Source organism: Caldivirga maquilingensis IC-167, from assembly GCF_000018305.1.
Taxonomy (GTDB): Archaea; Thermoproteota; Thermoprotei; order Thermoproteales; family Thermocladiaceae; genus Caldivirga; species Caldivirga maquilingensis.
The window spans coordinates 1,074,278-1,091,140 of sequence record NC_009954.1 but is presented as its reverse complement, the minus strand read 5'-3'; the positions used below and the strand labels follow the sequence as shown (position 1 = coordinate 1,091,140).

Sequence of the window (16,863 nt, the reverse complement as noted above, 5' to 3'; positions counted from 1 at the left end):
TAGGCTTAAAGCCTAGACTTAATAATTATTTTTCTAATGAATTAATGAGAAGCTTGAATACTAGTTTAAAAACCCATACCCAGTAGTGACACATGCATGAGGCTAAGAGGACGCTTAGATTCAGGCCCTGGATAACCGAGGAGGATACTAAGGCTGTTGTGGATGCATTAATGAGCGGTAACCTGGTTTCACCATACGGTAAGTACGGTAAACTGCTTGAGGAGGAGTTAACCAAGTACCTTAATACTAGGCACGCGTTAGCGGTCTCAAGTGGAACAACGGCCCTTCACCTAGCCTTAAGGGCGATTGGGGTTGGGCCTGGTGATGAGGTTATTGTACCGGCATTCACCTTCCTAGCAACCGCATCAGCTGTACTGCACTCCAACGCTGTACCAGTGTTCGCAGACATCTCCCTTGAAACCCTGGGCCTTGATTCAAGTAGTGTTGAGTCTAAGATTAGTGATAGGACTAGGGCAATAATAGTGGTTCACATGGCTGGTATGCCCGCTGAAATGGATGAATTAATTAAGGTTGCTAAGGAGCATAACCTATACCTAATTGAGGACACTGCCCAAGCCCTTGGTGCAGTCTACCGTGGTGTTAAGGCTGGGGCCCTGGGGGATTTGGGTACATTCAGCTTCTACCCAACCAAGACAATAACCAGTAGTGAGGGGGGTGCTGTATCCACTAACTCCAGTGAATTGGCTAATAGGGTTAGGTTACTTAGGAGCCATGGGGAAACAGGGAAGTACTACTACGAGGAGTTGGGTTACAATTACAGGATGGGTGAATTGCAGGCAGCCTTAGCCTACTCCCAACTCCTCAGGGTGGAGGAGATTATTAGGAGGAAGGAGGCCTTCGCCAAGACCCTTACAGAGGAGTTAAGTAGATTAGATAACGACTTACTGATTCTACCTAAACCCAAGCCCTATGTTAGGCATGCCTGGCACATTTACCAAATCCTATTAACCAGTAGGGTTAAGGCGCCTAGGGATAAGGTGGTTGAGGAGCTTAAGGCTAAGGGTATTGAGGCGGTGACTGTAGCCTACCCCATACCGTTATACAGGACTCCATTATTCATTAATAAGATTGGGTACGGTAAGGGTTGCCCATGGTCATGCCCATTCTATGGTAGGGAGGTTAAGTATGAACCATTACCCAACACTGAGGAGGCTACTAGGAGGATATTCGGTATCTTGATATCACCATACTTCACGGAGGATGATGCGGTGTACGCGGCTAAGGTGATTAAGGATACATTAATGGCGTTAAGTTGACTTAATTACGTGGAAAACATTAGGAATCAGGAACTTAGTGAATTATGATTAGGCTGTGGTGAATTAAAAGTTAAGGTTCATACCGGTGTTATGGCACGTGAGTGTAATGCTTAAATCCCTTAATTAGTTAAAGGTTAATATGAGTATTAAGTTTGATGTGGTGGATGTTAAGTATCCACCTGACTCAAACGTAATAATAGGGTACTCGCACTTCATAATGACTGTTGAGGATCTTTACGAAGCCCTAGTATCCTCAGTCCCAGGCATTAAGTTTGGGTTAGCCTTCTGCGAGGCCAGTGGTAAGAGGCTTATTAGGCATGAGGGTAATGATGAGGAGCTTAGGGGCGCCGCCATTGACCTATGCTCAAGAATAGCGGCTGGGCACGTATTCGTAATATTCATTAGGAACGCCTACCCGATAAACGTCTTAAACGCTATAAAGAATGTTAAGGAGGTTACCAGGATACTTGCAGCCACAGGTAACCCCCTCTCCATAATAGTTGCTGAAATAGCCCCTGAACGCAGGGGTGTGGTTGGTGTTGTGGATGGTTACTCACCCCTAGGGGTTGAAAAACCTGAGGATGCTAAGGAACGTAAGGAATTGGTTAGGAGGTTCGGTTACAAGATGGCTCCTTAACCGGTGATTAAACTGAACTGTGATGATGCCTACTGGGATTTAAGGAATAGGCTTGAGGTGGCTTGTGGACCATTATCAATGTTTAGGAGAATAATGGGTATTGGGGACACTGATGATGTTGCCGTCCACGTAAGTGACATTGATGCAGTACCGGGAGGGTTAAGGGTGTTTAAGGTTGGGGTGGTGGGCTTCTCCAATAGGGCTGTATACATTGGTGGCTTACCTCACGTTAGCCTAGAGGACTTCATAGCATCACTACCACTCAACAGTACTGAGTACTGGGGATTAGTTAATAGAATTAATTTAACCCAAGTCAACATACCATTAATACTTAGGTTAGCCGAGGAGGCTGGTACACTTAAGGGGGTTATTAAATTGCTTAAGGATTTTAACTTAAGTAAAATACCTACCACTGGGGAGTTGGGTTAAGGCATGGGTAAGCCTTATAAGCCTTAATATACTAAGCCCAGCGGCGGGGGTGCCCGAGCTTGGTCAAAGGGGGCGGGTTGAGGTCCCGTTGGCGTAGGCCTGCGTGGGTTCAAATCCCACCCCCCGCACCATTGCCTTCATGCAGGGTAAAGTTCTCAAACTCGTAACCAGGGAACGCACTGAGTGTGGGATTACGAGGATTAGGAGGATGAGTTATAGGGAATGACTGCTTAATAGGATGAGTAGGGAGGCGTACTGGAGTCTAGTTAACTTGAACATGAATCATGGTTTTAATAATCCATTAATGAAACTTATTTACTTGATCTCAATACTAATCCTAATATTATAAGTATTACTCCAATTATACCTACTACTATGCTTACTATAACCAATACGCCGCTCACTATTGATGAGGATAATGCTAAGTTAACTATACTATACTTAACCGTAACCGGCGCTGAGTAATTATTAATCAAATACAGTGCACTGGTACCATTAAGTATTGTGAAGACGACTACGTAGTAGCCAGCCCTATAAGTAGTGGCCATGAAGCCTGACTCATTAGTGTATACCCTCAATGGCTTATTTATTGAATCCGTGTAATACATTGTTAATGCCCTCCCAGGCGTCGCAACACCGATTGTTTCATTTTCACCAGGATTCAATGTTACTGTTGTAGTTAATGGCTTAAAGGATCTACTAATGGCATAGGCACCTACTATGAAGAGCACCAGTGCAGCCACAATAAGTGCAATGCCTGTAATTAATAACCCCCTCATCATACTTGCATAATCCTCTACAAGTTAATAAATGCTTTCCTCCTTGACTGCATCTCAATGCTAGCCATATTTAGTAATCTTAAGGATTGAGGCTACGTTAACCATAATGCAGGCATAAAATTCACTTAACTATGCTGCACATTATTTTAGGGCTTTTCCATGGTGATTAACTAGCGGTATTTTTAATAGTCCTGATGGGTATTAAAGTACACTGCCTTATGGTGGTTAATGTAGGAATACTTTAGATACCTATTGAGTTAAGGCTAGGTGGTAATTATGGGGTTGATTACCGTAGTGGGTTTGGGTCCAATGGGTAGGGCTGCCTCATACTACTTGATTAAGCACACTAATCATGAGGTATTGGGTTACGATAAATCCAGTGAGGCGGTTAATGCTGCATTAAGCCTGGGGATTAATGCCGTTAAGGCTGATGCCATGAATGATGAGGTCGCCAGGAGGATTGCCGGTGATTCTGATGTAGTATTAACCGCTGTGCCACAGTCCATTGCCGATTCACTGGTTTTTAAGCTTCATGAATATGGGGCTAAGGTTATTGATTTAATATTCCTATGGAGGTTTAATAGTGAAACCGCTGGGAGGGTTAGTAATGGATCCCTTGTAATACCGGCCTGCGGTTGGGCTCCAGGCTTAACCAACCTACTTGCAGCTGCAGCATCCTCAGAGTTGGATGCTGTTGAGGAGTTGGGGATTCATGTTGGTGGTAATCCAGTGAACCCAAGGCCACCACTGTACTATGATGTGTTATTCTCCGTTGAAAGCACCATTGAGGAGTACGTGAGGCCGGCCACAATTATGATTAACGGTGAGTTAAAGAGTGTTGACCCATTATCATCAATATACCCGTTTAGGACCTGGCTCATTGACGGTGACTTCTCTGAATTCTACACCGACGGTTTATCAACACTAATCGTCACCATGCCTAGGCGGTTTAAGTCAATTAAAACAATGTATGAGAGAACCATTAGGTGGAGTAGGCACCTTGAGGTTATGAGGATTCTTAAGGATGTTGGCTTACTGGGTAGTGAGGCATTGGTTAAATCCTTAAGCAGCATAATGAGGCAGGGTGTTGAGGATTTCTCACTAACTGTGGTGGAGGCTAGGGGTGTGATTAATGGTGAGCCTGCCAGGGTTGCCTTTGAGGGTATTGATTACGCAAGGGGTGGCTTCACGTCAATGGCTAGGTTAACTGGGTTCACAGCAGCCGTGGTAGCTGACTTAGTGGCAAGGGGTGTGATTAAGGGTAGTGGCTTGCTCCCAATTGAGGAGGCTTATTTTGAGAATAAGGATGTATTGAGGCATGTTCTCAATGGACTTAAGGCTGAGGGCGTGAAGCTTATGCTCACTAAAACAGTAACCGCACCCTAGCTTAAACCTTACCTCAACCCTTGAGAAGTAGGGTATTATGAATTTGCCATTAGGTTCACTTGGTTTAAATAGGGATTCTTTTCCTTAAGCCTGAAGGCATTATTGATTAGTCCTAGCTAACTTAGCCACCTCCTTAGCCAGTGAGACAACGTTAAGCGCAACCTCAACGGCATTACTACCGAACACGTAGGTTATCGGCTCAACACCATAACCCCCAGTGTCCACGATTACCCTGGGTTTACCGGTTATGTAGGCTGAAACAACCCTACTTATTATCTCCTCCTCACTGGGCTTCATTGACCCACTGGTCTTCACCATACTCCACCCAAGGGACTTAATAGCCTCCTCCACATCACTCCCCCACTTAATTGAAGCCACAGCCCTAGTGGATGGGTCACTGTGGGAAATACCTATGAGTATCATTGCCAAGTGACCACTGGCCCCGTAGGCTGGGGGATTCCACGCCTTCACCCTCCCCTCAACCCTATCTATTCTACCTGGTACAGCAGCCACATCAGCTGGATCCCTGGGGTTGGGTATTGCCTCAGCTATATTCATTAAGACACCAGGCACCAGCAACGCAACCTCAGGGTTCGCCTCAAGAATCCTAACAGCCTCCTCAACATTCATAATAACCGCATCCCTAGGCATTATCAGTATTGAACACACACTACAATTAGCCGGTATATCCGTCTTAACCATCCTATGGGCATCACAGAGCCTTAGGCTAGCTAAATCAAGTAATAGAGTACTCATAATGTACCTTGAGGCTTCATCATAACGATCACTAATAATCATCTCAACCACAGCCCTACTAACATTAACCACCATACCCCATAGGTTCAGTTTCCTAGCCTTCTCAACATAATACTCATACTGGTTCATTAACCTATTAACCATTGGTTGAGTAACCCCAAGTATCTTAGCTATCCTAGACTGGGAATAACCCCTCTCAGCAAGCTCCCTAGCAACCTCCGCCTTAATCAACGGCACCACTTCATCAACCAGGAATTCCAAGCCAAGGTTAAGCACATTAATCAAACCAACTAATATTCTTGGCTTAAAAACCATTCTAATTACCCTCTAAAAATTCCTTTTGGGATTTTCGATTTATTCATATTCATTATAATATTCTTAAACATGTACTCGCCTACTGAGGTCGCTAATACCTTCATACTGGTAGACAATATTGAATACTACATTTAATCCACTTTTACCAATATACAAAGGCTAATGCAGCGGCTACTGCGCCAATGGCTACGGTTGCTAGTGGAAATATTGGAATATTCTTCATCATGGTTTTATTAACGTATTTCTCAACTAATTCAATCACAGTATTCTTCAATTCCTCAGTGTCAATACTACGTAGTAGCATGTTTTGCCTTAATAAATTCTCCTGAAGTTTGGTGAACATAGCCACCAGTAGTAACCTCCTCACAAACTCACCAAACTTGCAAAAGTCGGGGCTTACCCACGAGACAGTTGGGGTATTTACCACCATAACTCCTCCTATTAATGGGCATAACGTAATCGCAAGACCTAAATCGAGGAACCCCAGAGTCCTCCACGACAGCCACCACTTCATGGCCCAGTATTAACCAATCCTTATTGGTGGTGGCCTCGCCATTGATAACCTATCATTAACAATCTCCCTATCACTACCGCATACACCATTCATAATAATCCTAACCTTAACGGATGAGTTACCATGCCTAGGGACCTCACTTATATCCTTAATCTCAACAATTATTAAATAATGTCCTAGGTTTTAGGGATTGATTTATCAACCCTTTGTGCCAGCGCCCAGGGCCAGCAACCCCCTTATGAAGTACCTACCCAGTAGTATGAAGATCACCAGCGGCACTATAGCCGCTATTAATGCCGCAGCGTAGAATTCATTATACAGTACCCCGTAACCGCCCATGTATCTCTCAACGGCGAGTGCTATGGGCCTTAACTCAGGTGATTTTATGACGACCAGTGGTATGAAGAAGTTGTTCCAGGACATTATTAGTATGTATATTGCAGTAGCTATGACACCGGGCATTGTCAGGGGTAGTACTATCCTCAGGAACACCGTTAAGTCACTAGCACCGTCTATGTACGCCATCTCCACATAGTCCTTGGGTATTACTGAGATGAATATGGACATTAACAAGGCCCCTGCGGGTACGAAGAATATTAAGTATGCCAGTATCAACCCCCAGTAGGAGTTAAAGAGTCCCAGGGGCACCATTATCTTCACAAGCGGTACAGCAGCCACTTGATAGGGTATGAAGGTGCCTATGGCCACTAGCGTAAAGAGGAAGTCACTAAGCCAATGCTTAACCCTATAGAATCCAAATGCCGATAAGGCGCCCAGTAATGTGGATATTACCACAGTGGGTAACACAACAATCACACTATTAACTAAGCCATACGCCAACGCCTGGGCCGCGGTGACTATATTACTAACATGGAACCCCCGAGGTATAAGCACCGGTGTTGATAGAGCATCCATGTTGGATTTGAAGGAGTTAATGACCATGGCATAGAGTGGTATTAACCAAATCGCAATGATTACGCCAAGGACCAGCTGATAAAGTACGTACCTGGCGCTGGGCATTCACATCACCCCTGCAGCACCCACCTCTTCAGCCCATACAATGCGTAGGGTACTATTACTGCAACGGATATGGCGATTAATATACCGGCTATTGCGGTGGATTCAGCGAAGAACTCGGTTATATAGTCCCAGTACAGGTTTATCACCGCGGTCTCCACGAATGGGTTAAGACCCACCATGCCGTAGGGTAATGAGAATATTCTCAGGGCAAAGAGGAATAGTAATGCTGAGGATATTATGAGGGCCCCCCTAGCATTGGGTAGCAGGACCCTTAGGTATATGGTCATTGTGCCCGCGCCATCAACCTTAGCGGCGTCGATTATTGATGATGGTACATTCATGAGCATTGCCAGGTAGAAGAGGACCGCAAGCCCTGAGTATGCCCAGATGGTGATTAAGAATATGCTCCAGAAGGCATTTGATGAGCCCAGCCAATTAATTGTGGGTAGCCCCATTAACTTAAACAGCCAGTCAAACCCATACTGAACATTATACAGCCACAGCCATACGAAGGCGCTGGCTATCATGGGCATTGCAAATGGGTATATTATTATTGATAGGTACACATTACGCTGAACATTACTCCTTAGGAAGAATAATAAGCCGGCTATGGCAATACCAACCACATTACCAGCAGCAACAACTAATACCGCAAGTAGCAGGGACCTCTCCAGGGAGGCTACGGTGATTGGTGTCTTTAAAATCTTAATGTATGTCTGTAAACCCACGAATTGAGGCGTTGGATTAAATAATGACCAATTCGTAAACGAGTAGTAATAAGTCCACGCGAATATGTAGAGTAAGAAGGCGCCGAAGAATAGTACGGGTAGGGAAAATGTAAATATAATTTTGAGATTAGATCTCATAAAAATCACCGTACTAGCTACCCGAGGTGTTGGTGTTGCTAACCCACGGTGGTACGTAACAGCCCAGGTAATGCCCTGGCCAGCCCAGGTACCCAAGGCCTAGGCTATTGGCCTTCAACCACTCTGCCTTTTCCTCAGCTAATGCCGAGGCCAGGGTGCTCATCCATTGAGACGTACCCACAGAACCCACCTCGGCGTATGTGAGTAGTCCTTGATTAACCTGTGCAAATACGTCATCGAATACCCCACCATCACTTAGTTGATAAACAAAGTTACACCAATCACTTGGGTTCTTACTCATGTTCGTCAATTGCTGATAACTCCACCACTGCTCTGGCGTGTTGTAGTAGTCCGTGGTTATGTTGGTGTAAAATGTGGCTGACTTCCACTTGGTCCATGATGGATCGCCACCGGGTATCCCACTGCCCCAATACCAGGAGCTCCACCACTCAGCAAACAAAACACCATACTTCTCCTCGGGACTCACGGGCACAGCCACTGCATCAACGTCCAGCGCATATACATTGGCTGTCCCTGGGAATGGCTCCGTCATGACTGTTATGTTGGTCCAGCTGGTGTATGGTGGTATTGCTGGGTATGTTGTTGCGTTTAGGAAGTCATAGGCATAGTTAACCCACCAATCACCAAGTGTCTGGAATGCTGCCTTACCCTCAATAACCCAAGCTAGCCCCTGGGTCCAGGTCAGGGACTCCCAGCCTGGGCAGTCGAGGGCTTGGAACTTCAGGAACCAGGTGTTGGTCTCGTTAATTATTTCCTGAACCTGTGGGTCACTTAAGTTAAGGGTTCCGTATAGGAACTCCATGTATAACTTGGGCCCGCCCAGTGCCAGGAATATGTTTTCCCATAGGTTGAATTGATCCCAACCACTGTCCGCGCCCGGTATCATGAAGCATATTCCATGCTGATATAGAACCTTGGCATCATAGTATAACTGCTCTATTGTGGTTGGTATTGGTAGGTTATACTCACGAAGTACCTGTGGGTTAAAGAATAGGAGCGCACCCCTATGTACATTAACTGGGAATAGGTACATATGGCCATTGTACATCCCAGCCTCTATTACTGGGATGGACACATTACCCGTGGTCACCAATGACATCCAGTATGAGGTTGTGTTATAGAATGAATTAGCACCCTGGGGCGCAATCTCAATATAACTAACCATCTCAGGCCCCTCATGACTCTGGAATGCGGTTGGAGGCTTACCAGCCTCTATCAACGCTATAATAGCATACTTAGCGGCAGTACCGCCAGCGCCGGGAACAACATACGGTGAAACGGAAATATGGAAGTACTGCGAAAACAGGGGCCAGGTATGCTCACCAGCCACCCTACCTTCGGTGGCCCACCAGGTATAGAATAGAATTGACTTGGGCGTTGGCGTTGGCGTTGGCCTTGTTACATAATACGCAACCACACCACCCACCACCACAACAACCACAACCACGGCCACTATGACTATGAGCACCGTTCTAGAGATCCCAGACTTATGAATATTCCTCGTCATAAATAGAGTCTATTACTTCTTCCTTTTAAGTTTTTCCACATATAGGGAAACAAAAATTTCATGAGCGATAGTGTTATATTGTAAATCAACACGTAGTTATAAGCGTAGAGGGTTGAGTTATAATAACGTTTAGTGTGACGAAGCCGCTGGATACCGTGAGTCTAAGCATGTAGAGTATGTATATTGAGGCATGCCTAAAACGAGTATTATCACATTGCTGCCATTGAGAGGCACTGGGGTTAATGCACTATTTACATAGACCAGGAGTGTGGATTGGGCTCCGTGGGTAGTGCTATGGTCATGAAGGAACCTATGTATGTGGTGTTTAGGCTCGTTATTGATTATCTATTTTGAAATATGGTAAACACCCAAATGATGAGGGTATTAACATCATTAGTTTAAGGAATCACAAGCATAAATTTAAGAATCAAGTACCCGGCTTCCAGCCACTAATGTACCTTCTCTACTCCTCAGTATAATTGATCAATCCTTATACTCATGGTCTCCAACTTAAGCCTAGTAACCTCCATGTCCAGTTCACCGGGAGGTTTATGAACACCAAGTGGTAACTTACCCTTATTCTTAACGATGTACTCCACAGCAGGCATCTGAATTACTAATTACTAAGGACATATCCATAACCTCACTTGGATGACCTTCCGCAGCCATCAGGTTGACCAGCCTACCCTTACCTAGCCCGTAAACCCTCTTACCATTGGGTAGCCTGCACTATTCCTAGGTGGTCCTTCTCTCAAGCAACCTCCTCAAAGCTGGACACGTCAACCTCCACATTGAAGCGCTCCGCATTGGCCAGTATGGCCCCATCCTTCACCTTGAGTATGTGTCCCAAGGTTATTATATTAATATCCCAGTGGTCGTTATGAAGATGTCGCTAACCTCTGTAGCCTCGTTCATGGGCATGACCTCGAAGCCTTCAAAAATAGCCTCGAGCATCCTCACCGGGTCTACCTCCGTGACTATGACTCTACGGGCACCAAGGCCCCTAGCCCTCATTGCTATGTTGCCTTGGGTATCTTATTCCAAGTGGATTGGCTTGTACCGTACCTATTGTTAAAGAGGTACTTTATGTATGAGTCATTCATGGAAATTATTGGTACCTCAAAGTGCCTCTCTGGCCATGGCTCTGAGCCTAATAACACCTTCAGTTTTAATCTGTGGATTATTAACCGTAGATTAGGGTCTCGGTTGACTTATTAAAGAGCTTAATCTTATTCATGTTGAAGTACACATTAACCTGGTCACCAATACCGAAACTACTCGAGGAAACCACCTTCAACTCTATGCCACTCATCCTAACCATGACATTGAACTTACCACCTGCAAACTCCGAAATCTCCACAACACCTCTACCCACATTAACCAACCCATCACCAACCTGTAACTCCTCTCTACTCAACACAATATCCTCGGGCCTAATACCAAGAACCACACTGGAACGCTCATCCAGGGCCTCCAACAACTTTTCACTTAGGGGTATCTTCACATCACCGCCATTGAACAAAACCCCTGGGCCATTACTCTCTATGAAACCCTCAATCAGGTTTATATCACCAATGAAATTGGCAACGAAGATGTTGAACGGCTTATCATAAACCTCACTGGGCAACCCAATCTGCTGCACCACACCCCTCCTAAGCACAGCAATCCTATCAGCGAGAGTCAACGCGTCGGCTGGATCGTGGGTCACTAGTATCGTTGTTATGCCCAGCCTCCTCTGTATATCCTTCACGAAGGCCCTAGCCATAACCCTAACCCTGGCATCAAGGTTACTAAAGGGCTCATCCATGAGCAGGACCTGGGGCTCCTTAACTAAGGCCCTGGCAATGGCAACCCTCTGCTGCTGACCCCCCGATAACTGCCTTGGGTACCTGTCGAGGGTCTCCGCAATACCCAGCACCTCTGCGACCTCCTTAACCTTCTTCTCAATCTCCTGCCTGGGCATATTCTTAATCCTCAGGGGGAAGGCTATGTTATCGAAAACCTTCATGTGTGGGTAAAGGGCCCAGTTCTGGAACACCATACCCACATTCCTATCCTTAGGCGGGATAAACACACCCTTCCTAGCTGAGGCCACTAGCTTATCACCAATCCAAACATCACCATCAGTGGGCTCCTCAAGCCCAGCCGTAATCCTAAGGAGCGTGGTCTTACCATGCCCAGAGGGACCCATAACCACCATAAACTCACCCGACTTAACCTCAAGCTCCACATGATCCAAAGCTATCACTGACTTACTAAACACCTTAGTCACATCATGCAGATAAACCCTAACCATTATAAAATATTATAAATTAACTATTTATAAATTTTTTCTCATGAAGATTACATTTAATTATTAAATTAAACCCCAACCCCAGGGGGAAGTTGATAAGGAGCAGGCTGAGGGAAAAACCGTGATCATGATCTCGAGTTCTGAGTCATTATGATGGTCGCATAGATGATGACCATGAACAACAGAGTTATTTAACGGAAATTAAACGCACCCCTCACCATGGAGTATACGTGGAGAATTTAACAAATATCGTAGAAAGTAGTGCTAATGAATAGTAAAGATGGATACAGTAGAAATAAAGGCCATGCTGAAAACATTAACTACGGATTCACTACAATACAAGGCAGGGTTCACATTAATAAAGGTGCTAATACTCACGAACCTCGGAGGCGCTGGGCATTGGGAGGACCGGCTAACGTGGCGATTAGGTTTAATAGTATAGATAACCCTGGAGAGGTTAGATACTGAGGATCAGGCACGTGAGGGGACTCACGGCGTTAAACCATTCACAAAGCAACTGCAGAACCCAAGAAGGAAAACACTCAGTGCCGGTGAATAAGCAGTAGAAGGGGGCAAAAAGTCATTAATAAAAATAAAAGCCCCTCAGTGATATACCCGTAGAAAGAGCAAATTAATGCTGAAAAGAAGATAGAAACACGATTAGGAAGGTATATTAACAACATTCAATTACTCACAATGCAGGCCAGAATAAATAGAAATTGAGAATAAGCAAAGTGGTAACCACAATAATACTAATAGCCGTAACCATAGCATTAGCCGTCGCAGTGGCCGTATGAGCCTTCGGACTAGCAGGCTCAGCAGCAAAGACCACACCATAAATATACAGACCGTAACCCTAGCCCTAAACAGTACGAGCGGTACTGCGGTCTCACTGACTGGTATAAGCATTGGCGGTTACACATGCACAGCCAATATGCAACAGTATATGTGCCGTGCTAATGTTTCTGTAAATGGAACAGCGTGGACGTGCACCAGCATTGGGAACTTCACTGCCGGTGTTCAGTATTTCAGTATAGTGGCAGGTAATAATAAGTACTGGCGCCACTTACCCATTCACTGTGACCGCCAGCTCATAGGGTATTCTCCTGCTCAGTAGTGCTAGGGTTGTGATGAATATTGTGCCGTTGAACCAGCTGATTAGGAGTTTTGCCTGGTGTTGTTTATGTTCTTTATGATGTAGAAGTTCTTGGATGCAGCAACCTCTTCACTGATGTAGTTTGCGAAAACACTCTATTCCTGAAGAGCAGGTCCACCTTATCCAGTATGAAGACCCTTCCAAACGGCCTCTTAATCATCACCTGCCTGTAAACGTGGCTATACCAGTACTTTCCATGCGCATTCATGGCAGGTTTTGCAGTGTTTGATTTAATCCCCACTTGATATATTCCTGTAAGACAACTGGTAGTTCATTAATTTCAACAGGGGTATTGAAGGCATGAATGTGTTTACGTCTGCAATTATTCTATGGCTGTATAGGCTTGGTTTGTGTAGGGTCTTTACCAGGTAGTTCCTGCTGATGGTTAGTTCCTAGTGCCCATTTCCTATCCTCACCGAGTCCCACCGCTCTTCCATGATTTTCCAGTGTTTGTTTAGTATGAAGAAGAATTCAGGCCTTACATCTCAATACCCCTAATGATGCCGTGGGTGCCTCGCCATGCTCCTTCACGGCCACCATAATGACCTTCTTGAAGACACCGTCCGCTGAGAATGAGGGTCTTAACCCATTCCCTATTATTGCTTTCACCATATACCTCTCCCTGAGTAGTTCCTTGAGTCCCTGCCGTATATTATGTGGAAGGTGGATGTTGGTAATACAGTGATCAATAGCCCACTGTACCTTAGGATGCTGTCTATGAGTGAAGATGAATATTACCTGGAGGCTAGCGTCCCCTCGTTATGTACCTACCATAGCTCAGTCCCTCTATTGTGGACATCACAAGTCCCATAGTCCCTCTCAAGGCTACCCCACTTGGTGAATGGTGGGTTTGTTAGCACCACATCAGGTCTAAGGACACTTGCCTGTGGGGTTTGTGGTAGGATCCTTGGTACCTCTCTGAAGGCATCCCGAGGATCACATTCACGGCCTCCCTGGCCTGCTATATACCAATGGGAACACTGTAATCAGTAGCGAAAATCCCAAAAAGATTAGAAATACTGATGTGTATTATGCGTGGTTAAGGGGGTTAACGGTTTAAAGCCTCCACTGTTTCTCACATATGGCTAGGCGGGGACCGGTGAACTTTTATATGATGCCAGTTATCTTAACTATCCTACTCCTAGTGGGTGTGTATGCAATTAGTATAACTATATTAACGATAAGACACCCGGTTAATAATCCTCAATTAATGTATACGTCGTTAATTTCCTGGGGGATTAATGAAACGAAGACCCTGCTCCTAGAGGCAGTGAACTCATCTCCGCCTCAGGAATACCTGCATGGTATTAGTCTTAACAGTTTACTGAGCATTAGGGTTGTTAACTCTGATTCACTGGTGATAGGTAATTTAACGTACTGTTATGCGCCAGTTGAATTATCGATTAATAATGCCTTAATATGGCTCAGTAACGTAACCATGGGTGATTATTCAATTAACGTAAGGGTCTTCAACACCACGTACTATAACGGTAGTTACCTCGTGACGTTAAGTGCCTATAAGGGTGGTGAATTAATAGGCTCCATTACTTATGATTACATTGTACCATTGTTAGCGGTAAGGTCGCCTCAGGTGAATGTATTGAGTATTGGTAACGTTACGGTATTAATGATGGATGCTTGGTACTACTTAGTTATTAATAAGCCTGAACAATTAGTGTCAACCGGTAATCAAACACTTTACCCTCATGGGTCACTCTCACTGTGGTTGGTTGTAATACCTAGAGGTTCCTGTGAATCATGCTGCGTGATTAATTATACAGGAATCAAGTGATTTTCATCATATTCTTACCCTCTCCCCTGCCTTCACCCTAATTCTCTCCATCCTCCCCTCCTTCACGTAAGCCATTGTTCCATCCTCCCTAGCCTCCACCATTAATTCACCGTTAATTGGGGTTGCCTTAATTGCGTATGGTGGCAGCGCCTTCTCCACTATGCCTAATGCAGCCTTACCGTTGATTAATGGCGCCAGCACTACTACCTCAGCCTCTAATTCACTTAACTCAACCTTAATTGAATCATCAGGCTTAACGATGCCCCAATCCCCACTAATCACCTTGTAGTATGCGTATTGGCCATTTAACTTCATGGGCATATTAACTAGTTTAAACTCCTCACTAATCCTTACACCATTCTTATTAACATTCATGAAGGCGATGGCTGGGTAACCATTGACTGTTGAGGCTAGTTTAAGTAGTACAGTCTCATTGTAGGGGTCTCTGAATAAGATATCCCTAGTTGGTAATGCTGGTTCATCAACCCTAATGACCTCGCCATTACTGAGTGTAATCCATTTAATTAACTCAACATTGGTTTTCTCAGGTTCACGGTCAGTAATGTATACTGGGCCACCGCTGAATATGCGGCTGACGGCTATTAGCCTTGCTGATGGGTCGTAGCTAATCCACATGTCGTAGTCGGGGTAACCGAAGTTACTGTAGAGTAGGCTATTGTAGGCACTCCACATTGTGTGAAGCTTAGCGTCAGTCCTCCACATTGGGATGTAGTCTATTGAAACCCTTAAGGCATTACTAATGGCGTAGTTACTGTAGTTACCGGGGAGCATGCTCATGCAGTTTAATACATCTAAACCATTAGTGGTGGCTGCTAATTGAAGGCCTAATTCAACGGCCGCAGCGGCCTCGGCATCATTTGCAAACCCCCTGTATAAGTGGTGTATTGACCACTGGTTATCAACCTTAACGAAACTGAAGCCATTACTCTTAAGCACCCTGAACCAGGCATCATAGAGCTTGAAGGAGTCCTCAAGGTTAGGCTTAGGTACGTAGCCTCTACTTGTCTTAAAGCCCTCAGCGTTAAGAGCCTTAATGAAGGCTTCAGAGGCGCCGTTCCAGTATAGGTTTATGGTGAACCATAATCCAATATTACTAACACCCAGGTTCCTTAACTCATCCACCACGGCTTTAAAGCCCCTTGGGAACTTCACCTTACTTGGCTCAATGCTATTAATTACACCATTCCAAAGGTCCTGCCAACCATCATCAATAATAACCCAGCTAATGGGTACTCCCCTATCCCTAAGCCCCTTAACTATCTTAACCACATTATCATGGCTTAAATCATCACTGAGTAATGCATTCCAACTACACCACCCTAACCCATTCATGAATAGGGGCTTAGCCTTACGACTCCTCGTCTTAAACACAGTAACCCTGGAGGCTGAGGAAACAGCCTTAGCCACTGCATCGTATGGGTCACTGCCTGTGGCTATGGAGGCTACGTAACTTAACTTAACCTCGTCACTGGGCTTACTGGTGTAGGTTCTTATCACTAGGCCCTTATCAAGCCATGCGGTTAATTGATTGTTGGAGAAGGTGAATAATGCTGTGTATGATCCATTACCTGAATCAATAAGCACCATTACGGTGTATGGGTGTAGTTCACCATAATTATTAACAAGCATTGGGTAGGACCAGCAGTCCAATGGATCAGACTCAACTAAACCACTTGCCTTAACCCCCGGTGGGTACTCTGGTTTATCAGGCGGTGGCTCGGACCTAGGCTGCTTACCCTGGGCAACGTAGTTATAGTAACCGAAGGCCTTACCGATGAATGGGCCTGCTAGGCCTAGGAAGGTTAAGGCAAGCACCCTACTTGGCTTAGGTTGATTAAGCACCAGTGATACTGGGTACTTGCTTAATTGTTTACTTGCCTTAAGGGTTAAGCCTATTAGTAATGCTGATTCATCACTAGTAACCCTTAATTCACCTGAACCAAAACCACAGAGGTTGAAGGAGGCTGAGGGTGAATCAACATTGCAGGTTGAACCATCGTCAAAACTTATTACTATGCTGGTAATTAAGTTACTTACACTCATTAGGCTTGAATCCCCTGTCTTAGTTTTAAAGCATTATCAATATGCATGCTG

15 protein-coding genes, 1 tRNA gene and 1 pseudogene are annotated in these 16,863 nt (G+C 45.0%); 6 read left to right on the top strand and 11 right to left on the bottom strand.

The genetic code is table 11. The annotated features are described in order from the left end of the window. Nucleotides 1–92 precede the first annotated feature (92 nt). The 4 genes from CMAQ_RS05310 (at nucleotide 93) to CMAQ_RS05295 (ending at nucleotide 2,474) form a co-directional block, all read left to right on the top strand. Nucleotides 93–1,277 (top strand): DegT/DnrJ/EryC1/StrS family aminotransferase, encoded by a 1,185-nt coding sequence (locus CMAQ_RS05310; protein WP_012186087.1) that lies wholly within the window; start codon nucleotides 93–95, stop codon nucleotides 1,275–1,277. A 139-nt stretch (nucleotides 1,278–1,416) separates the two neighbouring features. Then, on the top strand, nucleotides 1,417–1,914 hold the full coding sequence (locus tag CMAQ_RS05305; protein ID WP_012186086.1) for an adenosine-specific kinase: 498 nt from the start codon (nucleotides 1,417–1,419) through the stop codon (nucleotides 1,912–1,914). 3 nt (nucleotides 1,915–1,917) lie between these two features. Then, nucleotides 1,918–2,343: a hypothetical protein gene (locus CMAQ_RS05300; RefSeq protein ID WP_012186085.1), complete on the top strand. Its 426-nt coding sequence runs from the start codon at nucleotides 1,918–1,920 to the stop codon at nucleotides 2,341–2,343. 43 nt (nucleotides 2,344–2,386) lie between these two features. Continuing rightward, nucleotides 2,387–2,474: transfer RNA gene (locus tag CMAQ_RS05295), tRNA-Leu, on the top strand. Nucleotides 2,475–2,654: 180 nt separating this feature from the next. On the opposite strand, the gene CMAQ_RS05290 is transcribed toward CMAQ_RS05295, so the two are convergent. Next, nucleotides 2,655–3,125 carry a hypothetical protein gene (locus tag CMAQ_RS05290; protein WP_012186084.1) on the bottom strand — a complete coding sequence of 157 codons (471 nt, stop codon included), beginning with the start codon at nucleotides 3,123–3,125 and terminating at the stop codon, nucleotides 2,655–2,657. Nucleotides 3,126–3,398: 273 nt separating this feature from the next. Here CMAQ_RS05290 and CMAQ_RS05285 point away from each other — a divergent pair, with 273 nt between their 5' ends. After that, on the top strand, nucleotides 3,399–4,508 hold the full coding sequence (locus tag CMAQ_RS05285) for a saccharopine dehydrogenase family protein (RefSeq protein WP_012186083.1): 1,110 nt from the start codon (nucleotides 3,399–3,401) through the stop codon (nucleotides 4,506–4,508). 99 nt (nucleotides 4,509–4,607) lie between these two features. Here the strand turns inward: CMAQ_RS05285 and CMAQ_RS05280 are convergent, their stop codons facing one another. From CMAQ_RS05280 to CMAQ_RS10690, 9 genes and pseudogenes are all read right to left on the bottom strand, one after another. Further along, the gene (locus tag CMAQ_RS05280; RefSeq protein WP_012186082.1) at nucleotides 4,608–5,579 is read right to left on the bottom strand and encodes a thiamine-phosphate synthase family protein; all 972 of its coding nucleotides are present in this window, start codon (nucleotides 5,577–5,579) and stop codon (nucleotides 4,608–4,610) included. A 142-nt stretch (nucleotides 5,580–5,721) separates the two neighbouring features. Continuing rightward, nucleotides 5,722–5,946: a hypothetical protein gene (locus tag CMAQ_RS05275; protein ID WP_156769846.1), complete on the bottom strand. Its 225-nt coding sequence runs from the start codon at nucleotides 5,944–5,946 to the stop codon at nucleotides 5,722–5,724. Nucleotides 5,947–6,291: 345 nt separating this feature from the next. Then, the gene (gene glcU / locus CMAQ_RS05270) at nucleotides 6,292–7,113 is read right to left on the bottom strand and encodes a glucose ABC transporter permease GlcU (protein ID WP_012186080.1); all 822 of its coding nucleotides are present in this window, start codon (nucleotides 7,111–7,113) and stop codon (nucleotides 6,292–6,294) included. A 5-nt stretch (nucleotides 7,114–7,118) separates the two neighbouring features. After that, the gene (gene glcT, locus CMAQ_RS05265) at nucleotides 7,119–7,979 is read right to left on the bottom strand and encodes a glucose ABC transporter permease GlcT (RefSeq protein WP_012186079.1); all 861 of its coding nucleotides are present in this window, start codon (nucleotides 7,977–7,979) and stop codon (nucleotides 7,119–7,121) included. Between the two features lie 13 nt (nucleotides 7,980–7,992). Beyond that, entirely contained in the window at nucleotides 7,993–9,507 is a 1,515-nt protein-coding gene (glcS, locus tag CMAQ_RS05260) for a glucose ABC transporter substrate-binding protein GlcS (RefSeq protein ID WP_048062690.1), read from the bottom strand. A gap of 463 nt (nucleotides 9,508–9,970) precedes the next feature. Continuing rightward, nucleotides 9,971–10,674: pseudogene (locus tag CMAQ_RS11010) on the bottom strand (adenosylhomocysteinase); the annotation flags it as partial. Nucleotides 10,675–10,690: 16 nt separating this feature from the next. Further along, on the bottom strand, nucleotides 10,691–11,803 hold the full coding sequence (gene glcV, locus CMAQ_RS05250; RefSeq protein ID WP_012186077.1) for a glucose ABC transporter ATP-binding protein GlcV: 1,113 nt from the start codon (nucleotides 11,801–11,803) through the stop codon (nucleotides 10,691–10,693). 1,187 nt (nucleotides 11,804–12,990) lie between these two features. Then, nucleotides 12,991–13,164 (bottom strand): hypothetical protein, encoded by a 174-nt coding sequence (locus tag CMAQ_RS10695; RefSeq protein ID WP_156769845.1) that lies wholly within the window; start codon nucleotides 13,162–13,164, stop codon nucleotides 12,991–12,993. A gap of 263 nt (nucleotides 13,165–13,427) precedes the next feature. Continuing rightward, nucleotides 13,428–13,568 (bottom strand): hypothetical protein, encoded by a 141-nt coding sequence (locus CMAQ_RS10690; RefSeq protein WP_156769844.1) that lies wholly within the window; start codon nucleotides 13,566–13,568, stop codon nucleotides 13,428–13,430. Between the two features lie 499 nt (nucleotides 13,569–14,067). Here CMAQ_RS10690 and CMAQ_RS05240 point away from each other — a divergent pair, with 499 nt between their 5' ends. Further along, entirely contained in the window at nucleotides 14,068–14,748 is a 681-nt protein-coding gene (locus CMAQ_RS05240) for a hypothetical protein (RefSeq protein WP_012186076.1), read from the top strand. 6 nt (nucleotides 14,749–14,754) lie between these two features. Here the strand turns inward: CMAQ_RS05240 and CMAQ_RS05235 are convergent, their stop codons facing one another. Continuing rightward, nucleotides 14,755–16,812, bottom strand: coding sequence for a Sip1-related alpha-galactosidase (locus CMAQ_RS05235; protein WP_012186075.1), 2,058 nt, complete (start codon nucleotides 16,810–16,812; stop codon nucleotides 14,755–14,757). Nucleotides 16,813–16,863: the final 51 nt, after the last annotated feature.